We start from the raw sequence: 25,697 nt of genomic DNA on the forward strand, positions 1-25,697 counted from the left end.
GCGATGACCAGGGGAACCGGGCCGGCAGCAGAACTCACCGACACCGGAGCACCACTGCTCACCGCCGGGATCGGCGCCGCCGCACGGGAACACCGTGCGGCGGCGCTCGACGCCTGGCTGCGTACCCTCATGCCGTCCGGACCGGACGGCACCGCACTGACCGGGGTCGCCCTGGTCGCCGTCGGCGGCCTCGGCCGCCGGCAGTGCTCCCCCTACAGCGACCTCGACCTGGTGCTGGTGCACGACGGCGTGCCCGGGATGGACGAACTCGCCGCCGCCGTCTGGTACCCGGTCTGGGACGCCCGGCTCGGCCTCGACCACTCGGTCCGCACCATCGCCGAGGCGCTCTCGGTCGCCCACGACGACGTCAAGGTCGCCCTCGGCCTGCTCGACGCCCGGCACATCGCCGGGGACGAGTCACTCACCACCCGGCTCAGCGTCGCCGCCGGCGACCAGTGGCGGCGTACCGCCGTGCGGCAGCTACCGGTGCTGCGCGAGGTGACCGCCGCCCGCTGGAAGGCACACGGGGAACTCGCCTTCCTGCTCGAAGGCGACCTCAAGGAGGCCGCCGGCGGGTTGCGCGACGTCGGGCTGCTGCGCGCCATCGCGTACGCCGGCATCAGCGACGCCCTGCGCCCCGCCGTACGCGCCGCGCACCTGCGACTGCTCGACACCCGCGACGCGCTGCACGTCTCCCGGGGCCGGCGGGTCGACCGCCTGGTCGCCCAGGAGCGCGAAGCCGTCGCCACCCTGCTCGGGCTCGACGACGGCGACGCGGTGCTGCGCCGGGTCGCCGGTGACGCCCGTACCGTCAGCCACGCCCTCGCGGACGCGTTCCGGGCCGCTGACCGGCTCCGCTCCGGTCGAGTGCGCGGCGCCGACGGCCGTGGCGCGGACGGCCGGCTGCTGCGCCGCCCGGTCGCCCGGGACGTGGTCGAACACGACGGCGAGCTGGTCCTGGCCCGGACCGCGATCGGCGCCCGACCCGACGCCAGCCTGTCGCTGCGGGTCGCCGCCGCGGCGGCCAGCACCGGACTGCCGATCGCGCGGGCCACCTGCGAATGGCTCGCCGCCTACTGCCCGCCGCTGCCGACCCCGTGGCCGGCGCCGGCCCGCGCCGCGCTGATCACCCTGCTCGGCGCCGGCCCCGGCCTGGTGCCGACCTGGGAGACCTGCGACCGGTACGGCCTCATCGACGGCTGGCTGCCGGAGTGGCCCCGGCTGCGCAGCCTGCCGCAGCACAACCCGGTGCACCGGTACACCCTCGACCGGCACCTGGTGCAGGCCGCCGCCGAGGCGACCGCGTACGCCCGCGAGGTCGACCGGCCCGACCTGCTGCTGCTCGCCGCGTTCCTGCACGACGTGGGGAAGGGGCTGCCCGGGGACCACAGCACCGTCGGCGCCCCGATCGCGGCTGGCGTCGCCGCCCGGATCGGCCTGCCGCCGGCCGAGGTGGACCTGATCGAGAAGCTGGTCCGGCTGCACCTGCTGTTGCCGGACGTGGCGACCCGCCGCGACCTGCGCGACCCGGTCACCATCTCGCACGTCGCCGACGCGGTCGGCGACAGCACCACCCTCAGCCTGCTGCACGGGCTGGCCCGCGCCGACGCCCAGGCCACCGGGCCGGCCGCCTGGTCGGACTGGAAGTCCCGGCTGATCGCCGAACTCGTCGGTCGGGTGCACACCGCGCTGGACACCGGGGAGCTGCCCGACCCACCGGCTCCCGACCCGGCCCTGCTCGACGGGCCGCTGCCGGCCGTACACCTGGACGGCTCACGGGTCGCGGTGGCCGCCGCCGACCGACGCGGCCTGCTCGCCGCGGTCGCCGGTTGCCTGGCCCTGCACCGGCTGGAGGTGCTCTCCGCCGACGCCACCACGGTGGCCGACCGGGGACTGGTCGAGTTCCAGGTCCAGCCCCGGTACGGCACCCCACCGGACCCGATCGCGCTCACCGCCGACCTGCGCCGCGCCGTCACCGGCGACGTCTCGGTGACCCAGCGGCTGCGCGGTCGGGCGCTGGCGAACCGGGGGGCCGGGGCGGCGCCGAAGGTGGTCTGGCACCGGGCGGTCGCCACCGACGCGGTGGTCCTGGAGCTGCGTGCGGCCGACTCCGGTGGCCTGCTCTACCGGGTGGCGAGCGCGTTGGACGAGGCGGGCGCGCTGGTCCGGGCGGCCCGGATCTCGACCCTCGGCGGTGACGTCGTAGACGCGTTCTACCTGGTGGGGGACTGGTCCGAGCCGGCTGAACGGGACCGGGTCGAAGCCGCCGTACTCGCCGCCGTCTCCCCCTGAACCGGGTCGCCGTACGTCGACGGGCGTACGGCGGGTGTCGCTTCGGCGGCGATGGCGTGACCGCCGGGGTGTTGTCGCCGGTGCTGGGTACGGTCGGCGGGGCCGGCAGCGACGCGGCGGTCGGGGTGGTGGGCGGCTACCCTAACGGTGGCCGGGTGTCTCATGCCGGCCCGAGTCCTGCCCGCGGAAACTAGACAAACGGGATGTTGCGCCGTGTTTGACACCTTGAGCGATCGCCTCTCCGGGATCTTCACCAAGCTCCGCGGGAAAGGCCGCCTCACCGACGCCGACATCGACGCCACCGCCCGGGAGATCCGGCTGGCGTTGCTGGAGGCCGACGTCGCGCTGCCCGTCGTCAAGAGCTTCATCGCGAGCCTCAAGGAGCGGGCCCGGGGCGCCGAGGTGTCGCAGGCGCTCAACCCGGCCCAGCAGGTCATCAAGATCGTGCACGAGGAGCTGGTCGCGGTCCTCGGCGGCGAGGGGCGGCGGCTCCAGTTCGCCAAGCAACCGCCGACCGTGATCATGCTGGCCGGCCTCCAGGGTTCCGGTAAGACCACCCTCGCCGGCAAGCTCGCCCGCTGGCTCAAGGCGCAGGGGCACCAGCCGATGCTGGTCGCCGCCGACCTTCAGCGGCCGAACGCGGTCGGCCAGCTCCAGGTGCTCGGTGGTCGGGCCGGCGTCGAGGTCTACGCCCCGGAACCGGGCAACGGCGTCGGCGATCCGGTACAGGTGGCGCGGGCGTCGATCGAGCACGCCAAGCGGGCCGCCCGGGACATCGTCATCGTCGACACCGCCGGCCGGCTCGGTATCGACGCCGAGATGATGGCCCAGGCCGCCTCGATCCGGGACGCGGTCGACCCGGACGAGGTCATCTTCGTGATCGACGCGATGGTGGGTCAGGACGCGGTACGGACCGCCGAGGCGTTCCGTGACGGCGTCGGCATCACCGGCGTGGTCCTCTCCAAGCTCGACGGTGACGCCCGCGGTGGTGCGGCGCTCTCCGTACGCGAGGTCACCGGACAGCCGATCCTCTTCGCCTCCACCGGCGAGAAGCTGGAGGACTTCGACGTCTTCCACCCGGACCGGATGGCGAGCCGGATCCTCGGCATGGGCGACGTCCTCACTCTGATCGAGCAGGCCGAGCAGGCCTTCGACTCCGATCAGAAGGAGAAGATGACCGCCAAGCTGATGGGCGGCGAGCAGTTCACCCTGGAGGACTTCCTCGACCAGCTCATCGCCGTACGCCGGATGGGTCCGATCGCGAACGTGCTGGCCATGATGCCCGGCATGGGGCAGATGAAGGACCAGCTGGCGGACCTGGACGACAGCCACTTCGACCGGGTCACCGCGATCATCCGCTCGATGACGCCGGGCGAGCGCACCAACCCGAAGATCATCAACGGTTCCCGCCGGCTCCGGATCGCCAACGGCTCCGGGGTCACCGTGATGGACGTCAACCAACTGCTCAACCGCTTCACCGAAGCGCAGAAGATGATGAAGCAGATGGGCGGCATGATGGGGCTGCCCGGTGGCCGGCGCAAGGCGACCAAGTCGCCGAAGAACAAGCGCAAGGGCACCAAGGGCGGCGGCCGGCCCCGGGTCGGCGGTCCCGCCGGTGGCTTCCCCGGTGGCGGCTTCCCCGGCATGCCGCAGCTCCCGCCGGGGCTGGACCCGGGCGCCCAGCAGGGTCTGCCGCCCGGCTTCAAGTTGCCGAACATCGACTTCAACAAGTTCACCAAGCGCCCCGACGACAAGTGACCCCGGCCGGCGTGCCGGATCGGGCACTGCACGTACGCGGGGTGGTGCTCCCCGACGACGAGGTCCGTGACCTCTGGCTCGACGGCGACCGGGTGACGTACGAGCCGGTGGCCGGGGCGGTGACCGTGGCCGAGGGCGGGTTCGTGCTCCCCGGTCTGGTCGACGCGCACTGCCACATCGGCATCGCACCGAGCGGGCGCCCGATCACCGGACTGGACGAGGCCCGGGCGCTCGCCGTACCGGACCGGGAGGCGGGGGTGCTGGCGATCCGCGACGCCGGTTCGCCGTACCCCTATCCGGAGCTGGACGACGAGCCGGGACTGCCCCGGTTGGCCCGCGCGGGCAGGCACCTCGCGCCGCCGAGGCGTTACCTGCGGGACATCGCGGTCGAGGTGGGCGGGGACGAGTTGCGGGCGGCGGTGGCCGAGCAGGCCCGCGCCGGCAACGGCTGGGTCAAGCTGGTCGGTGACTGGATCGACCGGGACGCCGGGGACCTGGCGCCGACCTGGGACTCCGCCGACCTGGTCGGCGCGGTCGAGGCCGCGCACGCCGCCGGGGTACGCGCGGCGGTGCACACCTTCTCCGAGTCGGCCGTGGAGATCATGGTCCGGGCGGGGGTGGACTCGGTCGAGCACGGCACCGGCCTGAGTGTGGATCTGGTCGACGAGATGGCCCGGCGGGGGACCGCCCTGGTCCCCACGATGATCAACATCGACACCTTCGGTGGCATCGCCGAGCGGGCCGCCGAACGTTTCCCCGGGTACGCGAAACACATGCTCGCCCTCCGCGACGGTTTTCCCGAGGTGGTCCGCGCGGCGTACCAGGCCGGGGTGCCGATCTACGTCGGTACGGACGCCGGTGGCGGGATCGACCACGGGCTCGCCGCGCAGGAGATGCTGCTGCTGCACGAGCGGGCCGGCATGTCCACCCTGGACGTTCTCGCCGCCGGTTCCTGGGGGGCCAGGGCCTGGCTCGGCTTCCCCGGCCTGGTCGAGGGGGGCCTCGCCGACCTGGTGGTGTACGACACCGACCCCCGCGTCGATCTGCGGGTGCTGCGCACTCCGAGACGGATCGTGCTGCGCGGCCGGGTGGTCCGCTGACCCCGACGTGTTGATCATGAAGTTGGCGCGGGCAGAGAAGATCGAACCTGCGCCAACTTCATGATCAACGGGCGTGGGTGGGGGTGGGCGAGCGATGGGGGGCGGTGGGGGGCGCATAGGATATGCGGTCATGGCACGCGTGCTCACTCCCCGTGCGGAGGACTTTCCCCGCTGGTACCAGGACCTGATCGCCAAAGCGCAACTCGCCGACAACGGCCCGGTGCGTGGCACGATGGTCATCCGACCAGCGGGCTACGCCATCTGGGAGCGGATGCAGGCCGAGATGGACAACCGGATCAAGGCGGCCGGGGCGGAGAACGCCTACTTCCCGCTCTTCATCCCGGAGAACTACCTCAAGCGCGAGGCCGAGCACGTCGAGGGTTTCTCCCCGGAACTGGCCGTGGTGACCCACGGTGGCGGCAAGCCCCTCGCCGAGCCGATAGTGGTCCGCCCCACCAGCGAGACCGTGATCGGCGAGTTCATGGCCAAGTGGGTCGACTCGTACCGGGACCTGCCGCTGCTGCTCAACCAGTGGGCGAACGTGGTCCGCTGGGAGCTGCGCCCCCGGATCTTCCTGCGTACCAGCGAGTTCCTCTGGCAGGAGGGGCACACCGCGCACGCCGACGAGGCGGACGCCCGGGCCTACGCCCGCCGCATCCTGCACGAGGTGTACGAGGACATGATGGTCAACGTACTGGGCATCCCGGTGGTCGTCGGGCGCAAGACCGCCCGGGAACGGTTCGCCGGCGCCACCAGCACGTACACCCTCGAAGGCATGATGGGCGACGGCAAGGCGCTCCAGCTCGGCACCAGCCACGAGCTGGGACAGAACTTCGCCAAGGCGTTCGACATCACCTACTCCGCCGCCACCGGCGGGATGGAACACGCGTGGACCACCTCCTGGGGCACCTCGACCCGGATGCTCGGTGGCCTGATCATGACCCACGGTGACGACAACGGGCTGCGCGTGCCGCCCCGGCTCGCCCCGATCCAGGCGTACGTGATGGTGGTCAAGGCCGGCGACGGGGTGGCCGAGGCGGCGGCGAAGCTGCGTGACGCGCTCCGTGACGCGGGTGTCCGGGTCGCGCTCGACGAGCGGGTCGACACCCCGTTCGGCCGCCGGGCCGTCGACGCCGAACTCAAGGGCTACCCGGTACGGGTCGAGGTCGGCCCGCGTGACCTGGCCGCCGGCAACGCGGTGGTGGTCCGGCGTACCGACGGGTCGAAGACCCCGGTGCCGGTGGCCGACACGGTCGGCGCGGTGCTCGCCGCGCTCGACGCCGACCAGCAGGCGCTGCACGACGAGGCGCTCGCGCTGCGCCAGTCCCGCACCGTCGAGGTCGCCACGCTCGCCGAGGCGCTCGAGGCGGCGGCGACCGGCTGGGCCCGGGTGCCCTGGTCGGCCGTGGGTGTCGAGGGCGAGGCTGAGGCGAACGGGCAGGGCGTCACCGTACGTTGCCTGGTCCGCGCCGACGGCTCGGTGCCGGACTCCGAGGACGAGCCCGACCTGATCGCCATCCTGGCCCGCTCCTACTGACGGTGCGCAACGGCGCGCGCCATCTTCGGGGAACCGGGGCGATCGAGCCCCGGTTCGCCCCGGGACGCCTGATCGTGCACCGCAACGTACGGCGGGGCCGGATCGGCTGGGTCCGGCCGGCAACCGTGGTCAGCGACGACGAGCGGGGCCTGCTGCTCTGGATCGGGCGCGGCACAGCGGTGGCGAACGAGGTGGCCGACGACGGCCGGGGCATGCGGTCGATGCCGTTCGCCGAGTGGCTGGCCCGGTCATACCGGTTGGTCACCGGCGTCTGGGCGGGACCGCCGCTGCTCATGTTCCTGCCCGCCGGTGCCGACCACTCGGTCTGGTGGTTCCGCGACGGCGTCACCGACCGGTTCACCCACTGGTACGTCAACCTCGAAGAGCACGCTCTGCGCTGGGACGACGGTGCGTTGGCCGGGGTCGACATGGTCGACCAGGACCTCGACATCCTGGTTCAGCCCGACCTGGGCTGGTGCTGGAAGGACGAGGAGGAGTTCGTCGAGCGCCTCGCCTACCCGGAGGGCTACTGGGTGCCGGACGAGGCGGCGGTTCGCGCCGAGGGGCTGCGGGTGGTGGCGACGATCGAGTCGGGCGGGTTCCCGTTCGACGGGACCTGGTGCGACTTCGTACCGGATCCGGCGTGGACCATTCCGGCGACGCTGCCGCCCGGCTGGGACCGACCACCGGTGCGCTGATCCCGGTGTCGTGCTCCTGACAGAAGCCGTAAAACCCCAGGTCAGGGACCTAGGCTCCGGGCAAGTCGTTCCCCTGGTGGGAGGTCCCCGTGGCCGACCAGATCACCTCCTGGGCAGACCTGCAGGCACGCGCAGCCGAGATCCTCGCCCGGGTCAACGCCAATCCCCGGCTGGGCCGCGCCGCCGCGGCCAACCCGATGCTCACGCTGGGGCGGCTCGACTACACCCTCGACCCCGAGGCGCGGGTCGCCATCGCCGACCGGCTCCGACTGGGTCCCGCCGCCGCCGAGCGCCTCGCCGACCTTCGTCGCGAGGTCGCCGGCCTGGCCGGCCGGGCCGTCGACCCGGACGACGCCGAGGACGTACGGCACCTCCTGGTCGAACTCGGCATCGTCCCCGTGGCACCCGGGCCGGTGCTCGACACCAACCCGCCACCGTGGCGACCCGGAGGGACCGGCCCCGACCCGCTGCGCCGCCTGCGCGACCAGCACCCGGTGCTGGCGCCGCTGCTGGACTACCGCCGGATCTCCGCCTCCCGACCCCGGTTCGCACCCGAGCCGGTCTTCACCGCCCTGCTCGACGGGGAGGGGCGGGCACCGGTGACCGAGGTGGTCGGTCGCCTCCAGCGGGGCGCGCCGCCGAGCGTCGACCGGTAGCGCGGGAGGAGCGGGATGATCGACACACACGGCTTCGACGTGGTGATCCAGGCGACGCCGGCGGTGCTGCGCAAGGCGCTGCGCGCCGCCTGGAAGTCCGGCAGCGTCCCGCAGTACCTCGCCATCGGGGCCGGGCTCGACCTCGGCGGTCACACCACCTCCGGTGGCCAGCTGGAGATCCCGGCGCACCAGCTCGACGCCGAACTGGTGCCCACGATCGACGGTTGCCGGCTCTCCTTCGGCCTGGTCGTCCAGGTGACCCTCGCCGACCCGCCGGTTCCCTCCGCCCAACTGCTCGACCTCACCGCCACCGTACGGGCACAGGCGCCGATCGGGCCGCTGCCGGACTCCCGCGACGTCGGCGTCCGCTTCGACGGACTGCCCCGGGGCGCCGTCGGTGTCACCGTCACCGGCGACCCGACCATCGGCAAACTCGACCAGATCCTGGCCGAGTATGTCCACCTCGCCTACCGCAACGGCGGTCCCGGCGGGCCGCCGCACCCCGGCGTACCCGCCTTGCCACACGAACGCGACGACACCGGGCAACGGTTCTCCTTCGGCGCCGGCAGCTACACCCTCGACACCCACCTGGAGATCTACGACGACCAGAGCCAGCCCGCGTACCGGATCGAGGTGACCCGGCCCGACTCCGGGACCGCACTGATCAGCGTGCCGTGCTACCTGCGGATCTGTCACGTCGACGGGATCGGTCCGGCGCCCGTGCTCGCCGACCCGATGGCGGTCGAGGCCCGGTTGGAGATCCTGGTCCGGTTGGAGACATCACCGGGGGCGTACACGCTGCGGTTCGACACCGCGGAGGTGACAGTTGCCCGCCTCACCGCCGCCACCGGGCTGGAGGGCACCCACTACACGCTCAACAACAGCGGCCTCTTCGGACTGCTGGAGGGCGGGCTGCGTACCTGGCTGGCGGAACAGGGGACGGCGCTGGTCCAGGGCTTCGGCCCGTGCGGCGTACCGGTGCCGACCGCCGGCCAGATCGAGTCGATGATCGGTGACCTGTTCCACGCCGACCTGGCCGGCCGAGGTTTCCTGGCGCTCTGGACCCCGGAGGCCGGCGGCGAACTCTTCGCGGCACGCGACGTGGCGACCCGGGTCGGCGCCCAGTCACTGACCATCGCCGTCAACGCCGGCCCCGACGCGGACATCGCCGCGATCGCGCACCTGGTGCCGTACGGGCGGGAGTTCGCCCTCGCGGTGCCCGGACCGGTGCTGCGCGCCGGTATCGACGCCGCCCGGAGCCACCACGGGTGGGCCGACAGCGACCTGCCCCGCCGGGTCGAACAGGACGACACCCGGGCTGACGTACGCGAACTCGACCTCATCCTGACCGACGGGGCGATCCGGATGACCGGCACGCTGACCGTGGTCGACGCGATCCTCGGCTGTGTCGACGTCGACGCCGGCTTCCGGTCCGAGGTCGGACTGCGCTGGCACCCCGACGGCGGGGCCGACGACGACGGTGTCCAGACGCTGGAGTGCCAGGTGATCGGCGAACCGGAACTGGACCCGGAGCGCTCAGCCGCGTTCTGGCTCATCGCGACCATCCTCGCCGTGGTCAGCTGGGGTGCGGGCAGCATCCTGATCGGAATCCTCGTGGTGGTGGTCGCCGCCCTGGTCGCCGGCATCGCCGCCAACACCGGCGCCGCGAAACTGGTCGACCCGACGAGCGGCACCATCCGGGGCATCGCCGGTTGGCCCGCCGAACTCGCCCGGATCGGCCGGGTCCGCGCGGTCTTCCACAACCCGGTCACCATCCAACCGGACGGCCTCGTCGTCGCCGGCGACTTCGAGGTGGAGAGCTCCTACGCCGAGACGCCGGTCCGGGCCGCCCGCGGCGGTGGCTCGTACACCGGCACCACCGGGTCGCCGCTCACCCTGACCGCCGGGCAGACCGACCCGGTCGCGCGCTACCGCTGGTGGCCCGGGGACGGCAGCCCGGCGGTGAACGCCCGGGACCTGTCCCACACCTACGCCGCCAGCGGCGTCTACCTCGCCGAGCACTGCCTCACCGTCCCCGGCCCCGGCGGCGCCACCAGCCACAACTACGCCCTGGTGTATGTGGCCAACGTCCCGCCGACCGTGGACGCCGGCCCGGACCTGGTGGTCGACCAGGGCGAACTGGTGACCCTGGTCGGCCGCTTCAGCGACCTGGAATGGACCGGCTCACACGTCACCAGCTGGAACTTCGGCGACGCGTCGTCGATCGAGCCCGGCGCCGTGGCGGAGACGCACACCCCACCCCGGGCCGAGGGCACCAGCACCGCCCGGCATGCCTGGTGCGACGACGGGGTGTACGAGGTGACGCTGCGGGTCCGGGACCACAACGGCGGTATGGCCAGCGACACCCGGCTGGTGACCGTCCGGAACGTCTCGCCGACCGTCGATGCCGGCCCGGACCTCTTCACCTATCCGGGTACGGTGCTCACCCTCACCGCCACCTTCAGTGACCCGGGCTGGTGTGACACCCATACCGCCACCTGGTCGTTCGGGGACCGCACCGGGGCCATCCCGGCGGTGGTGACCGAAACCCACCAGGCACCGGCGAGCCGGGGTACGGCGGTGGCGGCGCACCGCTACCCGGACGGTGGCACCTTCCTGGCCCGCTGCACCGTGGTCGACGACAACGGCGGTACGGGCAGCGCCGAGGTGGTGATCCGGGCCATCGACGTGGTGAACCGGCACTTCGAGGACGGTTTCGCCCAGCGCGGCACCGGCGCGGTGGCGCTCGGCTGGGAGCCGTACCCCCGCTCGTCCCCACCGGGGACGAACGCCGCCCCCCGGCACACGGCCAGCACCTTCGTCGTGCACGGTGGACGGAGGGCGCAGGGGCTCCAAGTCGGTGCCCGTGAACGGGTCGGGGTGTACCAGCGGATCGGCGCCAACCCGGACTGGTCCTACCAGGTCACCGCCTGGTACGACCTGGATCAGGCCCGCCCCGGCACCGCCCGGCTCGGCGTCGACCCGGCCGGCGGGGACGACCCGGGTGCCGCCACCATCGTCTGGAGCGACGGTACGGCGAGCGAGCGGTGGAGCCCGCTGACCGTACGGGTCGTCGCCCGCGCCGCCGCGATCACGGTCTTCCTGGAGGCGTACCGGCCCGAGGGGCGGGACCCGGCGGCGGGCGCCGAGCGGGTCTGGTTCGACGACGTGGAGCTGCTCGCCGCCCAGCCGTACTGCCCGCCGGCACCGCCACCGCCCACCGAGGTCGAACTCGACTTCGGCGCCCGGGGCCGCGGCACCCAGTTCCCGCCTGAGTGGTCCGACCAGGGTTTCTTCCTCCGTACGCCGGACGGCGCCGGCCGGGCGGTGGTGGCGCTGGAACCACCGGCCAGCGGCACCGCGCTCCGGCTCGGCCTCGGCCTGGTGCTCCGACCGCCGCGCCCCGCCGAGCGGATCGTCGTCACCCTGCTCCACACGGGTGGCCGGCCGCTGTCGCTGAGCGCCGTCGACGCCGCCGGCAACATCCGGGACCGGGCCCAGCTACCACCGGCCAGCCCGGCGCTGCCGGCCGGTGCCGTGTTGACCGGACCCGGCATCGTCGCGGTCAGGATCGACGGCCGGGGTGCGGAGGCGTTCCTGATCCGCTGTCGTGCCGTGCTGGACACCCCTGTCCTGCCCGGCCCACGGGAACCGATTCACCCGGTGGCGGCACCGCCGTCGCCGGACACCCCGGGCGGGTACGGACGGGGCTGGCGTGGCTGACCGTGCCGGCCGCCCCGCCCCGCCCCCGCCCCTGGCCGCCGGTCGCCACCCGGCCACTCGGGACGAGTAGGAGGTCCACCATGACAAATCTGCGTCGGCACCCGTACGCGGCCGGGCCGCCGCCGGCCGGGACGGAGCGGCTCCGATGACCGTGGCCGGGGCGGCGACGGTGGACGACCGCTGGTTGACCAGTGCGCGCACCCGGACCGCCCTCGCCGACCTCGACCAGCGGATGAAGGACGCGGTGGCGTCGCGCGACCCGGGCCTCTGGACCATGGCGACCGCGCTGCTGGAACGGGGCGGGAAACGGATCCGGCCGGCGCTGCTCCTGGTGGCCGGCGAGTTCGGCACCTTCCGGCCCGATCGGCTGCTGGATGCGGCGGCCGCCCTCGAACTGCTCCACCTGGCCACGCTGTACCACGACGACGTGCTGGACCGGGCGGTCTCCCGCCGGCACGGGCCGACCGCCAACGCCGAGTGGGGCGAGCCGGCGGCCCTGGTCACCGGCACCTTCCTGGTGGCCCGGGCGAGCGCGTTGATCGCGACCTTCGACGACAGCTACGGCCGGGAGGTGGCCCGCGCCCTGGTCGCGCTCTGCACCGGGCAGTTACGGGAGACGGAGAACGCGTTCCACACCGGGCTGACCGAGGAGGAGTACATGAGGATCATCGCGGGCAAGACCGCGACCCTGTTCGAACTGCCCTGCCGGCTCGGTGCCCGGCTGGCCGGGGCGCCGGACCGGTTCGTGACGGCGCTCTCCCGCTACGGCCACGACCTCGGTGTCGCGTTCCAGTTGGCGGACGACGCGCTGGACGTGTGGGGCAGTGCGGAACGGCTGGGCAAGTACCCGCTCGGCGACGTCCGGGAGGGCGTCTACACGCTCTCCGTACTGCGGCTGCTGGCCCGGGGGACACCGGCCGCGCAGCGGGTACGCGAACTGCTCGGCGTGCTCGACCCCGGGGCCGCCCAACTGGCCGAGGTACGCAACCTGGTGCTCCGCTCGGGTGTCGTGGACCAGGTCCTCGGCGAGGCCCGCGAACTCGCCGCCCGCGCCCGGGGCCACCTGAGCGTGCTTCCCGCCGGACCGGCCCGGGAGTCGCTGTGGCGGCTCGCCGACCACGCCATCGCCCGGGCCGGTTGAGATGGCCAGGGCGGCCGGTCCGGACCGGCTCGACGCGGTGGTGGTCGGTGCCGGCCCGGCCGGCTCCGCGACCGCGTACCACCTGGCCCGACGGGGACGGCGGGTGCTGCTGGTGGACCGCCGGGACTTTCCCCGGGACAAGAGCTGCGGCGACGGGCTGACCCGCCGGGCGGTCCGGCTGCTCGGCGAGATGGGGGTGCTCGAGGAGCTGACCGGGGCGGCCCGGGTAGGTGGGGTCCGGATCAGGATGCGGGGCCGGGGGAGCCGGGACTTCTGGTACGACGGGGACGGTCCGCTGGCGTACGGGATGGTGGTGCCCCGGCTGGAACTCGACGCGAAGCTCTGCCACCGGGCGGTCCGGGCCGGCGCCACGCTCTGGTCCGACGCCCGCGCCACCTACCTGCTCGGCGAGCCCGGCGCGGTACGCGGGGTGGAGATCGAGCGGGAGGGACGGCGGATGGCGGTCCGGGCCCCGGTGGTGGTCGCCGCCGACGGCGCGGCCTCGGGACTGGGCCGGCAGGCCGGGCTCCGCTCGGGCGAGCGGGACCGGACCGGGTTCGCCGCGCGCGGCTACTTCGCCGACGTGACCGGCGTCGACCCGTTGCTGGAGATCCACCTGCCGCTCTTCGACGTCACCGAGCGGCACCTGCTTCCGTCGTACGGCTGGGTCTTCCCGGTCGGCGGCGGGGTGGTGAACGTCGGCGTCGGCCTTTTCGACCCGGCCCACCGGGACAGCGTCCGTGGTCTCTACGAGCGGTTCCTGAGCGAGCTGACCCGCGACGATCCCCGGTTCCACCGGGCCCGGCCGGTCGGACGGATGAGCGGGGCGCCGCTGCGGCTCGACTTCGACCCGGAGCGCTGCGGGGTGCCGGGGCTGCTGCTGGTCGGCGACGCCGCCGGGCTGGCCAGTCCGTTCACCGGCGAGGGGATCAGTCTCGCGCTGGAGTCCGGGGTGCTGGCCGCGGCCCGGATCGACGAGGCGCTGCACGAGTCCGCCGACGGGCCGATCGACCCGGCGCCGTACGCCCGGGCGCTTGCCGACCGCCACGCCGGCCACTTCGAGGCGGGCCGTGAAACGGCGCGACGCTACCTGCTCGCCTGGCGGGTGCTGGAGTCGACCTTCGATGACGACCGGCCGATCTTCGACCTCTGTCGCCGGCTTGTTCTCTTCCCCGACGGCGCCCGCGCGCAGCGGTTGCTGGGTCCGTTGCCGGCGCTGGACCCGGCGCTGGGCCGCGTGCTGCGGCGGGACCTGAACGCCGTCGCCGACCTGCTCACCGGCTGCGTACGCGACGACTGGCCGATGTTCGTCGGCCTGGCCGCGCCGGACGAGGAGCTGGCCGCGGTCGCGCTGCGCCCGTCGGTGCTGCTGCTCCTCGCCGGGTACGTCGGCCGGCGTCGCCATCCACTCAGCCACGCGCTGGCCGCGGCGGTGGATCTCGGGATGTTCGCCGGGCTGGCGATGGACGGGGCCGGATCGGCCGGCGCGCCGCCCGGGGCCGGAAGGGCCGGCGTACGGTCCGGGGTCGGAGCCGCCGGGTTGCCCGGGGCGAGGGTGCCGGTGCCCCGGTCCGGGCCGATCTCCGCGGTCGGGGCGGGCGGTTGGTCGCCGAACCCCCGCCCGGTGCCCTGGGGGAGCCGGTTCGCCATCCTCGCCGCCGACTATCTGCTGGCGCGGGCGTACGAGCTGGCCGCGCAGGGCGGGGCGGCGATGGTGGCGGAGTTCGCCGAGGCGTTGACCGCGAGCTGTGAGGCACGGGCGGGGCAGTGGCGGCAGGACCGGCAGGGAGGGCTGGTGGTCGACCACGCGGTGTCCGGGTGGGGCGACCCGGCGGGGCGGACCGACTGGTCGGCGCGGGGCGAGGCACTGGCCGGCCGGATGGCGATCTCCTTCGAGCTGCCGTGCCGGCTCGGCGCCCGGCTGGGGGGCGCGAGCGGGTCGGTGGTGAACGCGTTGGCCAGCTACGGCCGGAACCTCGGAGTGAGCCGGGCCCTGGCCGGGGAACTGGGGTCCGCGATCGGTGACGGCGACGCGGGGCGGTCGACGGAGATCACCCGGGTCCGCGACGAGTACGCGCGCCGGGCGCGTGAGGCGCTTGCCCGGGTTCCGGATGGGCCCGCCCGCGACCTGCTGCACCGGCTGGCCGAACCTCCGGTCACCGGTGCCGCCCCCGCCCGCCCTGGGCCGCCTTCCGAGTCGTCATCCGGGTCGCCTTCCGGGCTGTCGGGGCCGAGCGGCGTGGGGCATCATGGGCAGCGCCCGGAGGAGCGTTGAATAGGACAATCAGGGCGGATAGGTGAGTTGGTCGGGTCCGAGGTGAGATCTCCGTACTGGATCTGGCACAATGGGTCGCTGGTATCCGGCACGCGTCCGGCGCCCTCTAACCCGGGCGTGTCGCCAGTCCACCGAGTTGTCTCCGGCCCAAACCCCACTGTGCCGGTCGGCGCTCACCCGCCCACCGCCCTCCCGGGCTGGTGAGAATCGCAACAGGAGCGAACACACTGTGGCCGTAAAGATCCGGCTCCTGCGGATGGGTAAGATCCGCAACCCGCAATACCGCATCGTCGTCGCCGACTCGCGCACCAAGCGTGACGGTCGCGCGATCGAGTTCGTCGGGATCTACCAGCCGAAGGAGCACCCTTCGGTGATCCAGGTCAAGTCGGACCGGGTCCAGTACTGGCTGTCCGTCGGCGCGCAGCCGAGCGAGGCGGTCCAGCGTCTGCTGGAGAAGACCGGCGACTGGCAGCAGTTCAAGGGCCTGCCGGCCCCGCCGCCGCTGCTGGTGAAGGACGCGCCGGCCGACCGCCTGGCGGTCTACGAGGCTGAGGCCAAGGCAGCGGCCGGCCTCGCCGAGGCGCCGGCCAAGCCGGCCAAGAAGGCGGCCAAGGCTGCGCCGACCGAGGCCGCTCCGGCCGAGGAGCCGGCGAAGACCGAGGAGCAAGCTGGTGCCGCCTCCGGCGAGCAGGCCTGACATGGCTATCCGGCCGGCACTGGAGCACCTGGTCAAGGGCATCGTCGACCACCCGGATGACGTTCGGGTCCGGCTGGTCGACTCCCGTCGGGGCAAGCGACTCGAGGTGCGGGTGCACCCCGAGGACCTCGGCACGGTGATCGGCCGGTCCGGGCGTACCGCCAAGGCGCTGCGCCAGGTGATCGGATCGATCGGTGGTCGCGGGGTCCGGGTCGACATCGTCGACTCGTACTGATGCTCCTGATCGTCGGCCGGATCGGTCGGCCGCACGGGGTCCACGGTGAGGTGACCGTGGAGGTGCGGACCGACGAGCCTGAGGCACGGTTCGTCGCCGGGTCGGTGCTGCGCACCGACCCGGCGACGGCCTCCTCCGCCTCCAACCCGGCCCCGGTGGCCCGTCCCGGCGAGCCGGTACGGGTGCCGGAGGAGCTGACCATCGAAACCGTCCGCTGGCACCAGGGGCACCCGCTGGTGCTCTTCGAGGGCTTCTACGACCGGGATCTCGCCGAGGTGCTGCGCGGCACCCTGCTCTGGGTGGACAGCGCGCAGATGGCGCCGCCGAGCGACCCGGACGAGTTCAACGACCACCAGTTGGTCGGGCTGACCGTGGTCAGCCCGAGCGGTGAGACGCTCGGCGAGGTGACCCGGATCGACCACGCACCCGCCTCCGACCTGCTGGTGCTGCGCCGCCCGGAGGGCGGGACCGCGCTGGTCCCGTTCGTCAAGGCGATCGTGCCCGAGGTGGACCTGGCCGCCGGCCGGGTCGTGGTCGACGCTCCCGCCGGTCTCTTCGACCTCTGACCGGCTCTCCAACCTCCGACCAGCCGGTCCTCGGACGGACCGGCTGGTCTTCGAGCTGAGCGGTGACTGGCATGCGCGTTGACGTGATCTCCATCTTCCCGGACTACTTCGCCCCACTCGATCTCTCCCTGATCGGCAAGGCGCGCGCCTCCGGCGTGCTCGACCTGGGCGTACACGACCTGCGGACGTGGACCCACGACGTGCACCGGACCGTCGACGACACGCCGTACGGCGGCGGGCCGGGCATGGTGATGCGACCCGAGCCGTGGGGCGAGGCGCTGGACGCCCTGGTTCCGCCCGGCGCGACGCCGCCGCCACGGCTGCTCGTGCCGAGCCCGGTCGGGGTGCCCTTCACCCAGGCGCTCGCGTACGAGTTCGCCGCCGAGCCGCACCTCATCTTCGCCTGCGGCCGGTACGAGGGCATCGACCAGCGGGTGCTGGCGCACGCCGAGACCCGGATGCCGGTGACCGAGGTCTCCCTCGGCGACTATGTGCTCTTCGGCGGCGAGGTCGCGGTGATCGTGATGCTGGAGGCGATCACCCGGCTGCTGCCCGGGGTGCTCGGCAACGCCGACTCGCTCGACGAGGAGTCGCACGCGCACGGTTTGCTCGAGGCGCCGGTGTACACCAAGCCCCCGACCTGGCGGGAGCAGGACGTACCGGAGATCCTCCGCTCCGGTGACCACGGCCGGATCGCCCGTTGGCGGCGGGACGAGGCGTTGCGGCGTACCGCCGCCCGCCGGCCCGACATGCTCGCCCGGTTGTCGACCGAGCAGCTGGACAAACGGGACGTGGCGACCCTGCGCGAGGCCGGATTTCAGGTGCCGCCCGCCGATATGGCAAAGTAGGGAGGTTGCCGTGCTCGTCCGCGCCGCGGACGGGTACGAGGATCCCCGGTTTCCGTGCCCGGCCACCCGGCCGGTATCGGCGGGCCGAGGATCAGAATCACCAATGTGCGCGCCGACGCCCGGTGCGCCGTGACCTTACGAGGATGCAGCGATGAACACCCTGGACGTTCTCGACGCCCAGTCGCAGCGGACCGACATCCCCGCGTTCCGCGCCGGTGACACCGTCAAGGTGCACGCCCGAGTCATCGAGGGTAACCGTTCCCGGGTCCAGATCTTCCAGGGCGTGGTCATCCGTCGCCAGGGTGGGGGCCTGCAGGAGACCTTCTCCGTCCGCAAGGTGAGCTTCGGCGTCGGTGTCGAGCGGACCTACCCGCTCAACAGCCCGGCGATCGACCGCATCGAGGTCGTCACCCGTGGTGACGTCCGGCGGGCCAAGCTCTACTACCTGCGTGAGCTGCGTGGCAAGAAGGCGAAGATCAAGGAAAAGCGCGAAAAGGCGACCAGCTGACCGTCTGCGGCGACGCCTCCTGTCGTGGGGTGCCGTCCGGGTCAGCGGGTACTACGCTGGCCGCACGGGCAGAAGCGGAACGCATCCCCGCGGCTACGGCCGCGGGGGCGTGACGCGTCCGCGCTACCGCCCGAGGCCGACATCGTTGGCCTGACCGGGCGGTAGCGCCGTATCTCGGGACCGGGGAGCCGCGTGGTACGCAGGGTGGAGGAAGAGGACGACGTCGAGCCTTGGCGTCGACGTGTCCGCCGTGTCCGCAGACAGATGCCGCTCTGGCAGGAACTTCCACTGCTCCTCGTGGTCGCGTTCTGTCTCGCGGTGCTGATCCGCAGCTTCCTGCTGCAGGCGTTCTTCATCCCCTCCGGCTCCATGGAGGACACCCTGCTGATCGGCGACCGGGTGCTGGTCAACAAGGTCGTCTACGACATGCGCGACCCGATCCGGGGCGAGGTCGTGGTGTTCCGGGGCACCGACCGCTGGGCGCCACAGCAGAGCGACGAGCCCGAGCCGGGTTTCGTCGGCAAGCTGGGCCGGACCGTCGGCGACCTGGTCGGGGTCAGCCGCCCCGGTGAGAAGGACTTCATCAAGCGGGTCATCGGAGTCCCCGGCGACCGGGTCAAGTGCTGTGACGAGCAGGGTCGGGTCACGGTCAACGACGTTCCCCTGGACGAGACGTACGTGCTCGAGGACTCCCCCCTGGACATCCCGCCGGACCCACGGGAATGCCGCTCCCGCCGCTTCGACGAGGTGGTGGTCCCGGCCGGTCAGCTCTTCGTGATGGGGGACCACCGGCTGGTCTCGCAGGACGCCCGGTGTCAGGGGCCGGTGCCGATCGACAACGTGGTCGGCCGGGCCTTCGTGGTCGTCTGGCCGTACAGCCGCTGGAACGACCTCTCGGTGCCGGAGACCTTCGAGAAACTACCGGAGACGGTCGCGGCACCAGCCGGAGCGCACCCGCCGGTCACATCGGACGGCGGGGCCGGACTCGCGCTCGTACTCCCGATTCTGGGGCCGTTGTTCATTTCCGCGCGTTCCCGGCGATGGCTCCCAGTTCCGCGTCGTAGGCTCCACCCGTGATTGACGAGCAGACCGACAAGCCGAAGCCACGTAACTCCTTCTGGCGGGAACTTCCCATCCTGCTCGGCGTGGCCGTGCTGGTCGCGGTCCTGGTCCGGGCCTTCGTGCTGCAGACCTTCTACATCCCCTCGCCGTCGATGCAGCACACCCTGGATATCAACGACCGGGTGCTCGTCAACAAGCTGGTCTACGACTTCCGTGACCCACACCGGGGCGAGGTGCTGGTCTTCCGGGCGCCGTTCGAGTGGAGCAACAACCCCGACGGCGAGGACTTCATCAAGCGGGTGATCGGGGTCGGCGGCGACCACGTGGTCTGCTGCGACCCGCAGGACCGGCTGATGGTCAACGGGCACCCGCTGGACGAGCCGTACATCTTCTCCGAGAACGGGATACGGGACCGCGCCGCCGACGAGGAGTTCGACATCACCGTGCCGAAGGGACGGCTCTGGGTGATGGGCGACCACCGCTCGGCCTCCGGTGACTCGTTGGAGCACTGGGAGCAGTCCAAGGCGACCAACCCCGACGGGGACATCAACCTGGCGACCATCCCGGTGGACTCCGCGGTGGGCCGGGCCTTCACCGTTTTCTGGCCGCTCGACCGGGCGAAGTGGCTCTCGGTGCCGGACACGTACGACGGGGTTCCCAATTCGTAACGACCGACCGTACGGTCACCGCTGCGCCGGATCCCGGGGCGGCCGGTCGTACCCGGTCCCACCGGGCGCGTCTAGGCTGATCCGGTGACTGTCTTCACCCCTCGGCAGGCCGCCCGGGTGCTGTTGCTCGACGCCGAAGACCGGGTGCTGCTGTTCCACGGCTGGGACCCGGCCCGTCCGGGACACCGCTACTGGTTCAGCCCCGGTGGCGGGCTCGATCCGGGTGAGTCGTCGGTCGTCGGGGCCGTCCGGGAACTGGCCGAGGAGACCGGCCTGCGGCTGGCCCCGGAGCAGCTCGGCGCCCCGGTCTGGGAGGAGACCACCGAGTTCTCGTTCGGTGGCCGGTGGTACCGCCAGCAGCAGGAGTTCTTCCTGTTCCGGCTGCCGGCCGGGCCGTCCGCCTTCGAGGTGGACACCACCGGGTTCGACCAGATCGAGCGGGACTCCATCGACGAACACCGGTGGTGGTCGGTGGCCGAGCTGGAGGTCACCCCGGAGCGGTTCTACCCGGCGGAGCTTCCCGTGCTGTTGCGCGGGCTGCTGGGCGGTGAGCGCTGATGCTGACCCCGCCACGGACCGTGGTCCGCCGTGAGGGCGGCCTGTACGCGTTGGAGCGGGCGCTGCAACGGCGTGGCTTCCGGTACGTCGCCGGGGCGGACGAGGCCGGTCGGGGCGCCTGCGCGGGCCCCCTGGTGGCCGCGGCGGCGGTGCTGCCCGAGGGGCGGCGCGGCGAGATCGACGAGCTGGCCGACTCGAAGCTGCTCACCCCGGCCGCGCGCGAGCGGGTCTACCGGGCGGTGGTCGAGCAGGCGCTGGCGTACGCGGTGGTGGTCATCCCGGCCGACGAGGTGGATGCCCGTGGGCTGCACGTGTGCAACCTGGCGGCGATGCGCCGCGCCCTGGCGTCCCTGTCCACCCGGCCGGAGTACGTCCTCACCGACGGGTTCGGGGTGGACGGCCTCGGGGTGCCGGGGCTGGCGGTGTGGAAGGGTGACCAGGTTGCGGCCTGTGTCGCGGCGGCGAGCGTGTTGGCGAAGGTCACCCGGGACCGGATCATGGTGGAGCTGGACGGCCGGTACCCCGGCTACGGCTTCGCCGAGCACAAGGGTTACATCACGGCGGAGCACACCGCCGCGTTGGAACGGCACGGACCGTGCGAGGAGCACCGCTTCTCGTACGTGAACGTGGCGTCGATCTCCGGTCGTGCGGGGAGCCCGCCACGGGCCCGGCGCCCGATCGGGGTCGGCCGGGTCGAGTCAAGGAAGCGGACGACCCCGCTAGGGAGTACCGTCGGCGTGGCGTTGGGGGAGCAGCCTCGGCCGCCAGCGTCGGTGGGGGAAGATGTGGCCATGGAAGGCGGAGTGCGATGAGCGCGGAAGATCTCGAGAAGTACGAGACCGAGATGGAGCTGCAGCTCTACCGGGAGTACCGCGATATCGTCCGCCAGTTTTCCTACGTGGTCGAGACCGAACGCCGGTTCTATCTCGCCAACCAGGTTGACCTGCACGTACGGAACTCGGACGGCGAGGTCTACTTCGAGGTGGAGATGCACGACGCCTGGGTCTGGGACATGTACCGACCCGCGCGATTCGTGAAGAATGTCCGGGTCATGACGTTCAAGGACGTCAACGTAGAAGAGCTGGAAAAGCCGGAGATCTCCCTTCCAGCGGATTCCGGCTTCGGTAACTGAGCCTTCGCGGCACGGACGCGTACTGAGCTACGAACGGCGGCGCCGGTAACCCTGTTACCGGCGCCGTGATTCGTCTACCGGTCGGCGAGCACCAGGACCTCGACCCGCTGCACCAGGTTGTTCGCGAACCCGCCCCGGTTCCAGGGCTGCTCCACCGGCTGCGTACGCCCCGACGCGTCGGTCGCCCGCGCGCTCAGCGTGTACCGCCCCGGGGTCGCCGCCCAGTCGTACCGCCAACGGCGCCAGGCCCACTCCGCGCCGGTCAGACCGGTATCCGTGGCCTCGACCGCCGGGTCGAGCGTGGCCGGCTCCCAGGTCACGCCGCCGTCGACGGTCACCTCGACCCCGGTCAGCGGGGCGTGACCGGACCAGGCCCGCCCGGTCACCGGAACCGTGCCGGGGCGCACCGCCCGCGTCCGGGACATGAAGTCGGGGAAACCCGGAGGCTGGACCAGCGCCCTCGGCTCGATCCGGGTCACCGGAACCCCGGGGTCGTCCGCGTGCTGACGGACCCGGTATGCGACCGCGTTCTGGTAGCCGTCGAACTCCCGGTCGAGCAGCTCGATCCGGTGCAGCCACTTCACGTGCGTCATGCCGTACCAGCCCGGCACGACCAGCCGCAGCGGGGCGCCGTGCTGCGGCAGCAGCGGGGCACCGTTCATCTCGTACGCCAGGAGCACGTCCTCGCGTAGCGCCTCCGGCACCGGCAGGGAGCGCTGGTAGTCCTGTTCCACCCCGCGTTCGACCCCGTGGTCGGCGCCGGTGAAGAGGACCTCGATCGCGTCCGCCGACAGGCCGGCCTCGCGCAGCAGCGGTGCCAGCGGGGTGCCGGTCCAGTCGGCGGTGCCGACCGCCTCGACCAGCCAGGGCTGGCTCACCGGGCGTGGCTCCAGCAGGGCCCGCCCGTTGCCGGCGCACTCCATGGTCACCCGGTGGGTGACCCGGGGACGCCGCCGCAGCTCCGCCAGGTCGAGTACGAGCGGGTGGTCCACCCGGCCCTCGATGGTGAGCGTGTGGCGCGCCGCGTCGGTCTCCGGGATGTCGTAATGGGTGAGCAGGTAGTGCAGCCCGACCGGGGTGACGTCGTAGCGCAGCGCCTCCAACGGCAACCCGTGGTTGCGGGCCGCGAGCTGCAACTCCTCCGCGGTGATGCCTTCGCCCGGCTCCGCCAGCCGCGAGGGGCGACTCACCTCGTCCACGGTGCTCATCAGTTTGGCCTCTCCCTGCTCGGGCCGCGCGTCGTCGTCGGCGGGCGTACCCGGGGCAAGCCTAGGCGAGCTGCCCCGGCGGGCTGGCGCCCATAGCAGATCAAGTGGCTCAGCGGACGTTTTCCACAGCGGTCCCGCCCGTCCACAACCCGGGACCGGACCGGTTGCGCAGGCACCCGGCCGCCGGCCAGGCTCCCCGCCATGAGGACCTACCTGCATCCGCTGCGCGGGGTCGCCCTCGCCGTGCTGATCACGGTGGCCGCGCCGCCACCACCGGCCCGCCCGGCGGCCGGGACGCCGACCGTGCGGCGGGTCGGCTTCGGGGCGCCGGCACCCCGGTCGGTGGGCGCCGAGGCGGTGGTCCTGTGGCCGCTGGCCGGGGCGCCGGTCCGGCCGACCTTCCGCTGGCCACTGGCGGGCGTACCCCGGGTGACGCGCCGATTCGACCCGCCGCCGCTGCCGTGGCAACCCGGCCACCGGGGGGTGGATCTCGCGGCGGCGCCGGGTGCGGTGGTCCACACGGCCGGAGCCGGGGTGGTGCTCTTCGCCGGTGACGTGGCCGGCACGCCGACGGTGAGCGTCAGCCATCCGGTCGGGCTGCGTACCACCTACCAACCGGTCCGCCCGACCGTGCGGGTCGGTGACCGGCTCGCCGCCGGTGACCCGCTCGCTGTGCTCGTCCCCGGCCACCCGGGCTGCCCCGAGCCGGCGTGCCTGCACTGGGGCCTGCGCCGGGACGAACGCTACCTCGACCCTCTCGCGCTGCTCGGGCTCGGTCGGGTCCGGCTGCTGCCGGCGCTCACCCGGGGCCTACTCGGCTCACCCCGGCGACCGGCCGGGGTGGTCAGGCGGCGAGCAGGCCCGGGAGGCTCTCGGCGAGCCGGTCGTACTCCTCGGCCCGGTTGTAGACCTGGGCGCTCAGTCGCAGCCAACCCCGGTCGTTCCAGGGGGTGACGAAGATGTCGGCGTTGAGCGTCTCGGCGACCCGCTGCCGCAGCGCGAGCGCGTCCGGGAAGGTGGCGGCGACGCCGTCCGGGAGCGGCAGGAGCCGCATGGAGACCGTCGGTCCGCCGGGGTCGAGCAGGTCGGCCGGCCCGAGGCCGAGCGCCGCACCGACAACCCGCTGCCCGTACGCGGCGAGCGCGGCGTTGTGCGCCCGGACCCGGTCGACGCCGAGGTTGCGCAGGGTGAAGATGCCGACCGGGGCGGCCAGCCAGCCGGAGTAGTCAAGCGTCGCCTGGTACTCGACGTTGAGCGGGAAACCGGTCGGCTGCTCCCAGGAGACCACCAGCGGCTCGATCCGCGCCCGCCACCGTGGCGCCACCACGAGCACCGCCGTCCCCCTGGGTGCGTACGCCCACTTGTGCAGGTTGCCGACCCAGAAGTCGGCGCCGATCCGGTCCACCTCCACCGGCAGCATGCCCGGGGCGTGCGCCGCGTCGACGAACACCGGTACGCCGAACTCGCGGGCGACGGCGACGATCGCCTCGACCGGGAAGAGGCGGGCCGTCGGCGAGGTGATCTGGTCCACGATCAGCAGCTTCGTACGGCCGGGGCGCAGACCGGTGCGGATGATCTCGACGATCTCCTCGTCGGAGGAGGCGAGCGGCACCGGCACCGTCCGCGGCACCGCGCCCGTACGCCGGCACTCCCGCTCGACCGCGAAGGCGACCGCGCCGTACCCGTGATCGGTGCTGAGCACCTCGTCGCCCGACTCCAACCCCAACGACTGCAACACCACCGCCGCCCCGGCAGTGGCGTTGCCGACCAGCGCGGTGCCCTCCGGGTCGGCACCGAGGAAGGTGGCCAGGTAGCGGCGGGCGTGCGCGATCCGATCGGTCAGCCCGACGGTGTAGAACCGCTGCGGGTTGGTCTCGGTCTCGTCCCGTAGCCGCTGCTGGGCGCGCTGCACGGTGACCGGGACGGTGCCGAACGAGCCGTGGTTGAGGTGGGTGACCGCCGGGTCGAGCGAGAAGAAGAGTCGGGCCCCGGGGATCGGTTCGGGCGGCAGTGACGCTGCGTCGCTCACGTGATCATCCTATCCTTGCCGCTCTCCGGACGGACGGGGGAAGCCGGGGTCAGGCACGGGGGTGCGCCTGGCGGTACGCGGCGCGCAGACGCTCGGCGGAGACGTGGGTGTAGATCTGGGTGCTGGACAGCGAGGCGTGGCCCAGCATCTCCTGCACCGAGCGCAGGTCGGCGCCCCCCTCCAGCAGGTGCGTGGCGGCGGAGTGGCGCAGCCCGTGCGGGGTGGTCCGGGGAAGGTTCGCGGCACGGGCGTAACCGCCGACCACCCGGCGGGCGATGGTCGGCTGCAACCGGCCGCCCCGCAGCCCGAGCAGCAGCGCGTCGGCGCTCCCCGGCCCGGCCAGCGCCGGCCGGCCCAGCCGCAGCCAGTTGTCGAGCGCCTGCTGGGCCGGCAGGCCGTACGGGACCGACCGTTCCTTGTCGCCCTTGCCGAGCACCCGGATAACCCGCCGGCCGTGGTCGACGTCGCCGGTGTCCAACCCGCAGAGTTCGCTGACCCGCACCCCGGTGCCGTAGAGAAGTTCGAGCAGGACGCGGTCGCGCAGCAGCTCCGGCGACGCCTCGTCACCCGGGGCCAGCACCAGGGCGGTCGCCTGGTCGGCCCGGAGCACGGTGGGTAGTTCCCGGTGCGCCTTCGGACTGGCGAGCGGGGCGCCGACATCGCCGGCGATCCGGCCGGCGCGAAACGCCCAGGCGCTGAACGTACGCGCCGACGCCGCCCGCCGGGCCAACGTCGTACGGGCGGCGCCGAGCGTACGTTGCTTCGCCAGCCAACTCCGCAGTACGGCGAGGTCCAGCTCACCTGGCGTGCCACAGCCCATCCGGACGGCGTGGTCGAGCAGCGAGACCAGGTCGGCCACGTACGCCCGGACGGTGTGGGTGGAGCGGTTGTCGACCCGGGAGAGGTGCCGGGCGAAGTCGTCCACCACGTCACGCATCGGCTCCGGCAGGCGCTCGTGCACCGCCCGGGTACTACTGGTCTCGCGGCTCATCGACTCCGACCGTGG

23 protein-coding genes are annotated in these 25,697 nt (G+C 72.9%); 20 read left to right on the forward strand and 3 right to left on the reverse strand.

The genetic code is table 11. The features are described from left to right. The first annotated feature begins 3 nt into the window (after positions 1-3). The 19 genes from BDK92_RS25355 to BDK92_RS25445 all read left to right on the forward strand — a co-directional run bounded on the left by BDK92_RS25355 (position 4) and on the right by BDK92_RS25445 (position 21,454). Positions 4-2,292 (forward strand): [protein-PII] uridylyltransferase, encoded by a 2,289-nt coding sequence (locus BDK92_RS25355; RefSeq protein ID WP_121162564.1) that lies wholly within the window; start codon positions 4-6, stop codon positions 2,290-2,292. Between the two features lie 213 nt (positions 2,293-2,505). Then, positions 2,506-4,050: a signal recognition particle protein gene (ffh, locus tag BDK92_RS25360; RefSeq protein WP_121158957.1), complete on the forward strand. Its 1,545-nt coding sequence runs from the start codon at positions 2,506-2,508 to the stop codon at positions 4,048-4,050. An 11-nt stretch (positions 4,051-4,061) separates the two neighbouring features. Further along, positions 4,062-5,150, forward strand: a complete 1,089-nt coding sequence (locus BDK92_RS25365) for an amidohydrolase family protein (protein ID WP_121162565.1) — start codon at positions 4,062-4,064, stop codon at positions 5,148-5,150. Positions 5,151-5,280: 130 nt separating this feature from the next. Next, complete coding sequence (proS, locus tag BDK92_RS25370; RefSeq protein WP_121158958.1) at positions 5,281-6,687, forward strand: proline--tRNA ligase; 1,407 nt, start codon at positions 5,281-5,283, stop codon at positions 6,685-6,687. A gap of 2 nt (positions 6,688-6,689) precedes the next feature. Further along, positions 6,690-7,385: a ribonuclease FAU-1 family protein gene (locus BDK92_RS25375; protein ID WP_281278646.1), complete on the forward strand. Its 696-nt coding sequence runs from the start codon at positions 6,690-6,692 to the stop codon at positions 7,383-7,385. 89 nt (positions 7,386-7,474) lie between these two features. Beyond that, a complete protein-coding gene (locus BDK92_RS25380; RefSeq protein ID WP_121158959.1) occupies positions 7,475-8,041 on the forward strand; it encodes a hypothetical protein in 567 nt (188 codons plus the stop codon). Positions 8,042-8,056: 15 nt separating this feature from the next. After that, positions 8,057-11,764 (forward strand): PKD domain-containing protein, encoded by a 3,708-nt coding sequence (locus tag BDK92_RS39155; RefSeq protein WP_170208680.1) that lies wholly within the window; start codon positions 8,057-8,059, stop codon positions 11,762-11,764. Between the two features lie 145 nt (positions 11,765-11,909). Beyond that, positions 11,910-12,905 (forward strand): polyprenyl synthetase family protein, encoded by a 996-nt coding sequence (locus BDK92_RS25390; RefSeq protein ID WP_121158960.1) that lies wholly within the window; start codon positions 11,910-11,912, stop codon positions 12,903-12,905. A gap of 1 nt (position 12,906) precedes the next feature. Further along, the gene (locus BDK92_RS25395; protein ID WP_121158961.1) at positions 12,907-15,180 is read left to right on the forward strand and encodes a geranylgeranyl reductase family protein; all 2,274 of its coding nucleotides are present in this window, start codon (positions 12,907-12,909) and stop codon (positions 15,178-15,180) included. A 229-nt stretch (positions 15,181-15,409) separates the two neighbouring features. Further along, on the forward strand, positions 15,410-15,877 hold the full coding sequence (gene rpsP, locus BDK92_RS25400; protein WP_121158962.1) for a 30S ribosomal protein S16: 468 nt from the start codon (positions 15,410-15,412) through the stop codon (positions 15,875-15,877). Then, positions 15,852-16,112, forward strand: a complete 261-nt coding sequence (locus tag BDK92_RS25405) for an RNA-binding protein (protein ID WP_246017239.1) — start codon at positions 15,852-15,854, stop codon at positions 16,110-16,112. Before rpsP ends, BDK92_RS25405 begins: the two co-directional genes overlap by 26 nt. After that, positions 16,112-16,678, forward strand: coding sequence for a ribosome maturation factor RimM (rimM, locus tag BDK92_RS25410; protein ID WP_121158963.1), 567 nt, complete (start codon positions 16,112-16,114; stop codon positions 16,676-16,678). The genes BDK92_RS25405 and rimM overlap by 1 nt, the downstream gene beginning before the upstream one ends. A 71-nt stretch (positions 16,679-16,749) precedes the next feature. Continuing rightward, positions 16,750-17,526, forward strand: a complete 777-nt coding sequence (trmD, locus tag BDK92_RS25415; RefSeq protein WP_121158964.1) for a tRNA (guanosine(37)-N1)-methyltransferase TrmD — start codon at positions 16,750-16,752, stop codon at positions 17,524-17,526. A 151-nt stretch (positions 17,527-17,677) separates the two neighbouring features. Further along, positions 17,678-18,034: a 50S ribosomal protein L19 gene (gene rplS, locus BDK92_RS25420; RefSeq protein ID WP_121158965.1), complete on the forward strand. Its 357-nt coding sequence runs from the start codon at positions 17,678-17,680 to the stop codon at positions 18,032-18,034. Between the two features lie 192 nt (positions 18,035-18,226). Beyond that, positions 18,227-19,111, forward strand: a complete 885-nt coding sequence (gene lepB, locus BDK92_RS25425; RefSeq protein WP_121158966.1) for a signal peptidase I — start codon at positions 18,227-18,229, stop codon at positions 19,109-19,111. Next, positions 19,108-19,764 (forward strand): signal peptidase I, encoded by a 657-nt coding sequence (gene lepB / locus BDK92_RS25430; protein ID WP_121158967.1) that lies wholly within the window; start codon positions 19,108-19,110, stop codon positions 19,762-19,764. The genes lepB (BDK92_RS25425) and lepB (BDK92_RS25430) overlap by 4 nt, the downstream gene beginning before the upstream one ends. A gap of 84 nt (positions 19,765-19,848) precedes the next feature. Continuing rightward, complete coding sequence (locus BDK92_RS25435) at positions 19,849-20,322, forward strand: NUDIX hydrolase (RefSeq protein ID WP_121158968.1); 474 nt, start codon at positions 19,849-19,851, stop codon at positions 20,320-20,322. Continuing rightward, positions 20,322-21,134 carry a ribonuclease HII gene (locus BDK92_RS25440; protein WP_121158969.1) on the forward strand — a complete coding sequence of 271 codons (813 nt, stop codon included), beginning with the start codon at positions 20,322-20,324 and terminating at the stop codon, positions 21,132-21,134. The genes BDK92_RS25435 and BDK92_RS25440 overlap by 1 nt, the downstream gene beginning before the upstream one ends. Then, positions 21,131-21,454, forward strand: a complete 324-nt coding sequence (locus tag BDK92_RS25445; RefSeq protein WP_121158970.1) for a DUF2469 domain-containing protein — start codon at positions 21,131-21,133, stop codon at positions 21,452-21,454. The genes BDK92_RS25440 and BDK92_RS25445 overlap by 4 nt, the downstream gene beginning before the upstream one ends. A 74-nt stretch (positions 21,455-21,528) precedes the next feature. Here BDK92_RS25445 and BDK92_RS25450 read toward each other — a convergent pair whose 3' ends face one another. After that, positions 21,529-22,662, reverse strand: coding sequence for a sulfite oxidase (locus BDK92_RS25450; protein WP_121158971.1), 1,134 nt, complete (start codon positions 22,660-22,662; stop codon positions 21,529-21,531). Between the two features lie 201 nt (positions 22,663-22,863). Between BDK92_RS25450 and BDK92_RS25455 the strand changes: the two genes are divergently transcribed. Beyond that, the gene (locus tag BDK92_RS25455; protein WP_121158972.1) at positions 22,864-23,616 is read left to right on the forward strand and encodes a murein hydrolase activator EnvC family protein; all 753 of its coding nucleotides are present in this window, start codon (positions 22,864-22,866) and stop codon (positions 23,614-23,616) included. Here the strand turns inward: BDK92_RS25455 and BDK92_RS25460 are convergent. Further along, entirely contained in the window at positions 23,507-24,691 is a 1,185-nt protein-coding gene (locus BDK92_RS25460; RefSeq protein WP_211349367.1) for an aminotransferase class V-fold PLP-dependent enzyme, read from the reverse strand. The genes BDK92_RS25455 and BDK92_RS25460 overlap by 110 nt on opposite strands. 49 nt (positions 24,692-24,740) lie before the next feature. After that, on the reverse strand, positions 24,741-25,682 hold the full coding sequence (locus tag BDK92_RS25465; RefSeq protein WP_121158973.1) for a tyrosine recombinase XerC: 942 nt from the start codon (positions 25,680-25,682) through the stop codon (positions 24,741-24,743). Positions 25,683-25,697: the final 15 nt, after the last annotated feature.

This window comes from Micromonospora pisi, assembly GCF_003633685.1.
Lineage (GTDB): Bacteria > Actinomycetota > Actinomycetes > Mycobacteriales > Micromonosporaceae > Micromonospora_G > Micromonospora_G pisi.